At 69.6% G+C, this 8511-nt stretch carries 10 protein-coding genes; all 10 read left to right on the forward strand.

The features are described from left to right. A partial coding sequence (locus tag ENN83_RS16260) for an autoinducer binding domain-containing protein (protein ID WP_287188810.1) occupies positions 1–490 on the forward strand: 490 nt, incomplete at its 5' end. 57 nt (positions 491–547) lie between these two features. Further along, the gene (locus ENN83_RS16265; protein ID WP_287188811.1) at positions 548–1138 is read left to right on the forward strand and encodes an acyl-homoserine-lactone synthase; all 591 of its coding nucleotides are present in this window, start codon (positions 548–550) and stop codon (positions 1136–1138) included. A 102-nt stretch (positions 1139–1240) separates the two neighbouring features. Next, positions 1241–2626, forward strand: coding sequence for a Do family serine endopeptidase (locus tag ENN83_RS16270; RefSeq protein WP_287188812.1), 1386 nt, complete (start codon positions 1241–1243; stop codon positions 2624–2626). Between the two features lie 23 nt (positions 2627–2649). Beyond that, positions 2650–3969 carry a replication-associated recombination protein A gene (locus ENN83_RS16275; RefSeq protein WP_287188813.1) on the forward strand — a complete coding sequence of 440 codons (1320 nt, stop codon included), beginning with the start codon at positions 2650–2652 and terminating at the stop codon, positions 3967–3969. A 146-nt stretch (positions 3970–4115) separates the two neighbouring features. Continuing rightward, positions 4116–4499, forward strand: a complete 384-nt coding sequence (gene crcB, locus ENN83_RS16280) for a fluoride efflux transporter CrcB (RefSeq protein WP_287188815.1) — start codon at positions 4116–4118, stop codon at positions 4497–4499. After that, the gene (locus ENN83_RS16285; RefSeq protein ID WP_287188817.1) at positions 4496–5533 is read left to right on the forward strand and encodes an RluA family pseudouridine synthase; all 1038 of its coding nucleotides are present in this window, start codon (positions 4496–4498) and stop codon (positions 5531–5533) included. The genes crcB and ENN83_RS16285 overlap by 4 nt, the downstream gene beginning before the upstream one ends. Further along, a complete protein-coding gene (locus tag ENN83_RS16290) occupies positions 5530–6195 on the forward strand; it encodes an HAD-IA family hydrolase (RefSeq protein ID WP_287188818.1) in 666 nt (221 codons plus the stop codon). Before ENN83_RS16285 ends, ENN83_RS16290 begins: the two co-directional genes overlap by 4 nt. After that, positions 6192–6911 carry an ATP12 family chaperone protein gene (locus tag ENN83_RS16295; protein ID WP_287188820.1) on the forward strand — a complete coding sequence of 240 codons (720 nt, stop codon included), beginning with the start codon at positions 6192–6194 and terminating at the stop codon, positions 6909–6911. Before ENN83_RS16290 ends, ENN83_RS16295 begins: the two co-directional genes overlap by 4 nt. A gap of 224 nt (positions 6912–7135) precedes the next feature. Continuing rightward, positions 7136–8158: an amino acid ABC transporter substrate-binding protein gene (locus ENN83_RS16300; protein ID WP_287188822.1), complete on the forward strand. Its 1023-nt coding sequence runs from the start codon at positions 7136–7138 to the stop codon at positions 8156–8158. 238 nt (positions 8159–8396) lie between these two features. Next, positions 8397–8511, forward strand: a 115-nt coding sequence (locus ENN83_RS16305; RefSeq protein ID WP_287188824.1) for a 2Fe-2S iron-sulfur cluster binding domain-containing protein, incomplete at its 3' end; no start/stop codon positions are given.

Here is an 8511-nt window from a genome sequence, read left to right on the forward strand (position 1 = left end):
CCCGGAGTGGCTGGCCCACTATACCGAACGTGGATATGTCCTGCGCGACCCGATGGTCGCCTGGGGCTTCTCAACCACCGGCGCGACACGGTGGAGCAATCAGAACATCCCCGATCCGTTCGGCATTCTCGAGGATGCCGCGCGTTTCGGCTTGAGGTACGGCGTGACGATCTCCTGGGGGCCGATCGCCTCCAGGACCATTGCGAGTGTGGCACGAGCAGATCGGGAATTCGAGGATGCCGAGATCGACAAGATCGAGGCCCTCGTGCGTCGGTTGCACGACATGACCGAGCCGCCGCAAGAGCTGACCAAGGCTCAGATCGAGGCGCTGAAATGCATCGCGGACGGTGACCGCCATGCGGCCGCTGCCAGCAAGCTGAGGATATCGGAAAGTGCGCTCAAGGCCCGTCTCGCCTCTGCCCGCGAACGACTGATGGCGCGCACCACAGCCGAAGCGATTCAGCGGGCCAAGGATTACGGGCTGCTCTGACGGCCGTCGCCCTCCGCAAGGTTACTGACCACACCACCAACCCTGCAGGAGGCTCTTATGCAGACCACGACCCTTTCCTTCGAAAACCTTCACAACCATGGCGAGCTTTTCGCAAATATGCTTCGTGCACGTCGCGAGCTTTTCATCGAGCGCAACAAATGGGACCTCCCCGAGGCGATGGGGATGGAATATGACCAGTACGACACCCCGGCCAGCCGCTGGGTCGTCGTGCATGACGAGCTGGGCCAGGTGCTTGCGGGAAACCGCCTGACACCGACCACCGCGCGCTGCGGCATCTACACCTACATGATCCGCGACGCGCAGAAGGGGCTTCTGGACACCATCCCCTCGCACCTGCTGCATGACGAGGCCCCCGTGGCCGAAACCGTGTGGGAAAGCTCGCGGCTCTTCGTGTCGCAGCGCGTGCCGCTGGTCCAGCGCCGGCCGATCTACTTCAACCTCGTGCAGGAACTGGCCAAGGCCGCCCGCAGCCTGGGCGCGACCCAGTGCCTGACGCTGCTGAACGCGAACTGGACCCTGTGGTACAAGCGTGTCGGCATCGACATGACCGCCATGGGCCCGGTGATGGAGATCGACGGCATCAAGAACCAGGTGGTCTCGATGAACTTCGCGTCCAACCTGCACTGAGGTTGCCCGCCCCCCGCCTGGGTGGGCGGGGGGTGCCGGGGCGTTGAACTCCGGCCCGGGCACACGCATATGCCTGAATGATCGCAACCGCGAAAGCCGCCCATGACCCGCCTGCTTGTCCTGCTCTGCCTTGCCCTCGCCGCGCAGCCGCTGGCCGCCGAGGACCGCCGCCCGCCCGCCAGCGCGGCCGAAATCAGCCTCAGCTTCGCCCCCGTGGTGCGCCAGGCCGCACCCGCCGTGGTCAATATCTACGCCCGTCGCGTGGTCGCCGACCGCGTCACCCCCTTCGCGGGCGATCCGTTCTTCTCGCAGCTCTTCCGCGATTTCGGCCGGGTCCAGCCCCGCGTGCAGAACGCGCTGGGATCGGGCGTGATCGTGTCCGCCGACGGGCTGGTGGTGTCGAACTACCATGTCGTCGGCCAGGCCACCGAGATCCGCGTGGTGCTGACCGACCGGCGCGAATACGACGCCGAGGTGCTGCTCTCGGACGAGGAATCCGACCTCGCCATCCTGCGCCTCCAGGGCGCGCGCGACCTGCCCGCGCTCCCGCTCCGCGATTCCGACACGGTCGAGGTCGGCGATCTCGTGCTCGCCATCGGCAATCCGTTCGGCGTCGGCCAGACCGTCAGCCAGGGCATCGTCTCGGGACTGGCGCGCTCGGGCCTGTCGATCGGCGGCGGGCGGGGCTATTTCATCCAGACCGATGCCGCGATCAACCCGGGCAATTCGGGCGGAGCGCTGGTCGACATGGCCGGCCGCCTCGTGGGCATCAACACCGCGATCCTGTCGCGCTCGGGCGGCTCGAACGGCATCGGCTTCGCGATCCCCGCCAATCTGGTGACGCGCTTCGTCGACCAGGCCCGCGCGGGACGCGACCGGTTCCAGCGGCCCTGGGCGGGCGTCTCGGGCCAGCCGGTCGACGCCGCGCTGGCCGAGGGTTTCGGCCTCGATCTGCCGCAGGGCGTCGTGCTCAGCGACCTGCATCCCGACAGCCCCTTTGGCAAGGCCGGGCTTCGCGTGGGCGATATCGTGCTGGAACTGGGCGGCGCCCCGGTCAACACGCCCCAGGAAATGCTGTTCCGCCTCTCGGCCGAAGGCGTGGGCGGCGAGATCGCCGTCACCTATCTGCGCCAGGGCCGCGAGCGGACCGCCCGCGTCGCCCTGATCGCGGCCCCTGAAACCCCGCCCCGCGCGCCGCTCACCGTCACCGGGCGCAGCGTGCTGGCGGGGCTGTCGGTCGTCAATATCAACCCCGCCGTCGCGCAGGAGACCGGCCTGCCCGCCGAGACGCGGGGCGTGCTGGTCACCGATCCGGGCGAGACCGGCGCCCGGATCGGCCTGCGCCCGGGCGATATCCTGCTGCTGATGAACGACCGCCCGATCCGCAGCACCGCCGACGTGGCCGAGGCCGCCAGGGCGGGCGGGCGCAACTGGCATGTCGAATATCTGCGGGGCGGCCGGCGCGGCGTGTTGCGCTTCCGTGTCTGACCGCCTTGCCCTAGGCTTGGCCGATGGCTGACCTGTTCGACCGCATAGACCCCGCCTCGCCGCACAAGCCAAGCCTCCGCCCGCTGGCCGACCGGCTGCGCCCGAAACGGCTGGCCGAGGTGATCGGGCAGGAACATGTCCTCGGCCCCGACGGCCCGCTGGGCGTGATGCTGGCCTCGGGCACGCTGTCCTCGCTGATCCTCTGGGGGCCGCCGGGCGTGGGCAAGACCACCATCGCGCGGCTGCTGGCCGACGAGACCGATCTGGCCTTCGTCCAGATCAGCGCGATCTTCACCGGGGTCGCGGACCTGAAGAAGGTGTTCGAGGCGGCGAAACTGCGCCATGTGAACGGGCAGGGGACGCTGCTGTTCGTGGACGAGATCCACCGCTTCAACAAGGCCCAGCAGGACGGGTTCCTGCCGCATATGGAGGATGGCACGATCCTTCTGGTGGGCGCGACCACGGAAAATCCCGGCTTCGAACTGAACGCGGCACTCCTGAGCCGGGCGCAGGTGCTGGTGCTGGACCGGCTGGACCTGGCGCATCTGGAACTGCTGGCGCAACGCGCCGAACAGGAACTTGGCCACGCCCTGCCGCTGACCGGACCCGCGCGCGAGCAGTTGCTGGAAATGGCCGATGGCGATGGCCGCGCGCTTCTGAACCTGATCGAGCAGATCGCGGCCTGGAAAGTCGAGGACGCGCTGTCGCCCGAGGCGCTGGCCCGGCGGCTGCAGAAACGCGCCGCGCAATACGACAAGTCGGGGGACGCGCATTACAACCTGATCTCGGCGCTGCACAAGTCGGTGCGCGGCTCGGACCCCGATGCCGCGCTCTACTGGCTGGCGCGGATGCTGGAGGGCGGCGAGGATCCGCGTTTCCTGGCCCGGCGCATCACCCGGATGGCGATCGAGGATATCGGGCTGGCCGACCCGCAGGCGCAGACGCTGTGCCTGGATGCGTGGTCCGTCTATGAACGGCTGGGCAGCCCCGAGGGCGAACTGGCGCTGGCCCAGGCGGTGATCTATCTGGCGCTCGCGCCGAAATCGAACGCGGGCTATGCCGCCTACAGGAACGCGCGGGCGGCGGCGAAACGCACCGGGTCTGAGCCCCCGCCGAAGCATATCCTGAACGCGCCGACGAAGCTGATGAAGGACGAGGGCTATGGCGCGGGCTACGAATACGACCACGATGCCGAGGCCGGGTTCTCGGGGCAGGACTACTTCCCCGAGGCGATGAAGCGCGGCGTCTATTACAGCCCGGTCGAGCGGGGATTCGAGCGGGAGCTGACGCGGCGGCTGGAGTATTTCACGAAGCTGCGTGCCCAGCGGCGGGGCGAGGGCTAGCGCCGCGAGGGGTTTCGCCCCGGCGGTCGCCGGGGCGACCCGGCGGGGGGCGCTGCCCCCCCCCGCCCCCCCGGGATATTTGAGGCCAGAAGAAGCCGGGGCCGGGGGCGGTTGACAACGCGCGCCAAGGCGCAGAAGGGAGGCCCATGACAAGCATCGGAACAATCCTTCAGGTGGCGCTGGGCGGCGCGATCGGGGCGGTGGGGCGCTACCTCACCGGGCTGGCGACGATCCGGCTGATGGGGTCGGGCTATCCGTGGGGCACGCTGACGGTGAATGTGATGGGCTCGTTCCTGATGGGCGTGCTGGTGGTGGTGCTGGCGCGGAAGTTCGGCAATGCCTATGCGCCCCTCCTGATGACCGGGATCCTCGGCGGGTTCACCACCTTCTCGGCCTTCTCGCTGGATGCGCTGACGCTTTACGAGCGCGGGCAGGTCCATATGGCGGCGACCTATGTCTTCGCCTCGGTCGCGCTGTCGCTGCTGGCGATTGCGGCGGGGCTGTGGGTGGCGCGGGGGCTGATGGCATGACGGGCGTGCAGACCCTGACGGTGGCGCCGGGCGAGGGCGAGCAGCGGCTGGACCGCTGGTTTCGCCGGCATTTCCCGCATGTTCCCCGGACCCGCATCGAGAAGATGTGCCGCAAGGGCGAGATCCGGGTGGATGGCGGCCGGGTGAAACCCGCCACGAGGCTGGAAGAGGGCCAGCAGGTGCGCATTCCGCCGCTGCCCGCGCCGGGCGAGGCGCCGCCGCGCGCCGCGGTCGGCGAGGCCGATGCCGCGATGATCCGGGCCTGCGTGCTTTATCGCGACGACAACATCATCGCGCTGAACAAGCCACCGGGGCTGGCGACCCAGGGCGGCAGCGGCCAGACCCGCCATGTCGACGGGCTGGCCGAGGCCTTGCGCTTCGGGCTGGAGGACAAGCCCCGGCTGGTACACCGGCTGGACCGCGACACCTCGGGCGTGCTGCTGCTGGCGCGCACCCGCGCGGTGGCGCATGCGCTGACGGCGGCCTTCCGAGCCCGCGAAACGCGCAAGATCTACTGGGCCGCCGTCGCGGGCGTGCCCAGCCCCGCAATGGGCACGATCCGCTTCGGGCTGGTCAAGGCGCCGGGCCACGGCGCGGGCGGCGAGGGCGAGAAGATGCGCTGCATCCATCCCGACAAGGTGGACAAGACCCCTGATGCCAAGCGCGCGGTGACCGATTACGCGGTGCTGTCCTCGCTGGGCAAGCGCGTCAGCTGGTGCGCGCTGGTGCCGGTCACCGGGCGCACCCATCAATTGCGCGCGCATATGGCCGAGATCGGCCATCCGGTGATCGGCGACGGCAAATATGGCGGCTCCGGCCAGGTCAACGAGGGCGAGGGCTGGGGCGCGCAGCTGGGCGGCGAGGTCAGCCGCAAGCTGCACCTGCATGCCCGCCACCTGCGCCTGACCCATCCGGTCACCGGCAAGGTGCTGACCGTCACCGCGCCCCTGCCCGAGCACATGAAACGCACCTGGGACATGCTGGGCTGGGCCGAGAACGACGTGCCCGCCGACCCGTTCGAGGATCTCGCGTGAGCGGGCTGCGGCTGGTGATCTTCGACGTGGACGGCACGCTGGTCGACAGCCAGGCGCATATCGCCGCCGCCATGACCGCCGCCTTCGCCGCCGAGGGGCTGGCCCCGCCGCCGCTGCCCGCGATGCTGTCGGTGGTCGGGCTCTCGCTGCCCGTGGCGCTGGCCCGTCTTGCCCCCGACCTGTCCGAGGAGGGCCGCGCGCGGATGGTGGAGCGGTATCGCGGCCAGTATTTCACCCGGCGCACCGAGACCGCCTCGCCGCTTTATCCCGGCGCGCGCGCCGCGATCGAGGCGCTGGCCGCGCAGGACAACACGCTTCTGGGCATCGCCACCGGCAAGTCGGGCCGCGGGCTCGACGCGATCCTCGCCGCGCATGGTCTGGCCCGCCATTTCGTGACCCGCCAGCATGCCGACCTGCACCCGTCCAAACCGCATCCCGCCATGGTGCTGGCCGCGCTTGACGAAACCGGGGTGGCGCCGGAAAACGCGGTGATGATCGGTGACACGGAATTCGACATCGCGATGGGGCGCGCGGCTTGCGTGCGCACACTGGGCGTTCGCTGGGGCTATCACCCGGCCGAGCGACTGGCCGCCGCGGATGCGCTGATCGAGGATTTCGCCGCGCTGCCGGGCGCGCTCGACCGGCTGTGGGGGCGGGCATGACCGCCTGGGCGCCGAAACGCTTCTGGGCAGAGGCCAGCGTGGACGAGACCGAGGCGGGCTTTGCCGTGCTGCTCGACGGCCGCCCGGTCCGCACCCCGGCCAAGGCCGCCTTCCTGCTGCCGACTCGCGCCATGGCCGAGGCCGCCGCTGCCGAATGGGACGCGCAGGAGCGCGAGCTGCGCCCGCTGACCATGCCCGTCACCCGCGCCGCCAATGCCGCCATCGACCGGGTCCGCCCCCAGCAGGCCGAGGTCGCCGCCCTGATCGCGGCCTATGGCGAAAGCGACCTGATCTGCCACCGCGCCGACAGCCCCGCCGAACTGGTCGCCCGCCAGGCGGCGGCCTGGGACCCGCTGCTCGACTGGGCGCGTGACAGCCTCCGCGCCCCGCTGATCCCGACCGCGGGCCTCCTGCCCCGCGCCCAGCCCGCCGACAGCCTTGCCCGTCTGGCGGCCCGGGTGGCGGCACAGGATGCCTTTGCGCTGACCGCGCTGCATGACCTGGTGGCGCTGTCGGGCTCTCTGGTGATCGGGCTGGCCGCGCTCGACCGGGCGGTGGCGCCGATTGAACGGCTCTGGGATCTCTCGCGCATCGACGAGACCTGGCAACAGGATCAATGGGGCATCGACGACGAGGCCGCCGAGGTCGCGGCCGCCCGGCGGCGCGACTTCCTTCAGGCCCGCCGCTTCCTCGATCTCGCGCGCCCGAAGCCGTGATCCGGCCGGGCAAGCGGCGGGTGCGGGGTCTGCGCGCCTGCGCCGGACCGGCCGGAGAAAGACAGGCGGGGAAGGATGCGGGCCTGTGCGGCCTTGACCTCGCTCGGTTAATTTGTCCAACCTTGCACCGCCGACGGGGGTACGTTATCCGGGCGGGCCATTGCCCGGGCAAGGTGGGCAGAACTGGCCGTCCGAAGGACGGAAAAACTCGGGAAGAGGTGAAAATGATACGATCCTTCCTGCTCGGCGTGTTCGCCGCCGCCAGCCTCGGGGCGGGATCCGTCCCCGCCGAAACGCTGGATGCGGTCAGGGAGCGGGGCAAGGTCAGCTGCGGCATCAACTCCCGGCTCGTGGGCTTCTCGGCCCCCGATTCAACCGACAACTGGCAGGGGTTCGACGTGGCGATCTGCCGCGCCGTGGCCGCGGCCGTGCTGTCCGATGCCGCGGCGGTGGAGTTCCATGTCGCCGGCACCGATGCGGAAGCCATGGACCTTCTGACGGACGGCACGATCGACATCCTGTCGCGCAACATCGCCTGGACCTTCGGGCGCGATGTCGGCCAGAAAGTCACCTTCGTCGGCGTCAGCTATTACGACGGCCAGGGGGTCATGGTGCCGAAATCCCTCGGGATCGCCTCGGCGCGCGAACTCGGCGAGGCGACGGTCTGCATCCCCGGCGGCGCGGGCAGCCAGGCGAACATGGCGCGGCTGTTCGCCGCGAACAATACCGGCTTCCAGCCGGTGCCGGTCGACAGCGACGAGGCTGCAGTTCAGAAATATCTCGCGGGCGAATGCGAGGCCTACACCAACGACGCCTCCGCGCTGGCCGCCACCCGCGCCACCTTCGAGGATCCGACCGCGCATGTGATCCTGCCCGAGCTTATCTCCAAGGAACCGCGGGGGCCCGTCGTGCGCCATGGCGACGATGACTGGGCCGATATCGTGCGCTGGACGCTGAACGCGCTGATCGCCGCCGAGGAATATGGCGTGACCTCGGCCAATATCGACGAACTGGCCGCCAACCCGACCTCGACCCCCGAGATCAACCGCCTGCTCGGCACCGAGGGCGATCTGGGCGCGATGCTCGGCCTGCAAGCGGACTGGGCCGTCAAGGCGATCAAGGCCGGTGGCAATTACGGCGAGCTGTTCGAGAAATATATCGGACAGAAGACCCCGGTCGGTCTGGCGCGCGGGCTGAACGCGCAATGGACCAATGGCGGGCTGCTTTACGCCCTGCCCTTCCGCTAGGCCCGGCCGCTGGGGGGGCGCGCCCCCCTCCCCCGATCCCCCCGGCGACAGGCCGCGTCGGGGATGTCGGCTTTGCGACCAGAACCCGACAGAAAGTCCGATGAAAGTCCGACGGTTTTCCGATTTCGGGGATCCGCCGCCTTGGCACGCTTGCTGCTAGCTCTCCGGCAGGAACGCGCAAGCGATAAACCCCGAGATTCCCGCCCCTTCCGGGGCGCCAAGGACAGGAAAACGTGACATGGCAATCCTCGCCCTCGCCGAGGAAAACCGGATCCCGATCCCCTTCGAATTCCGCAACGACAATTGCGGCTCCTGCCTGATCGAGGTCAGCCATGACGCGCCCGAGCGGAAAA

It is taken from the genome of Rhodovulum sp., assembly GCF_011048875.1.
Taxonomy (GTDB): Bacteria; Pseudomonadota; Alphaproteobacteria; order Rhodobacterales; family Rhodobacteraceae; genus Rhodovulum; species Rhodovulum tesquicola.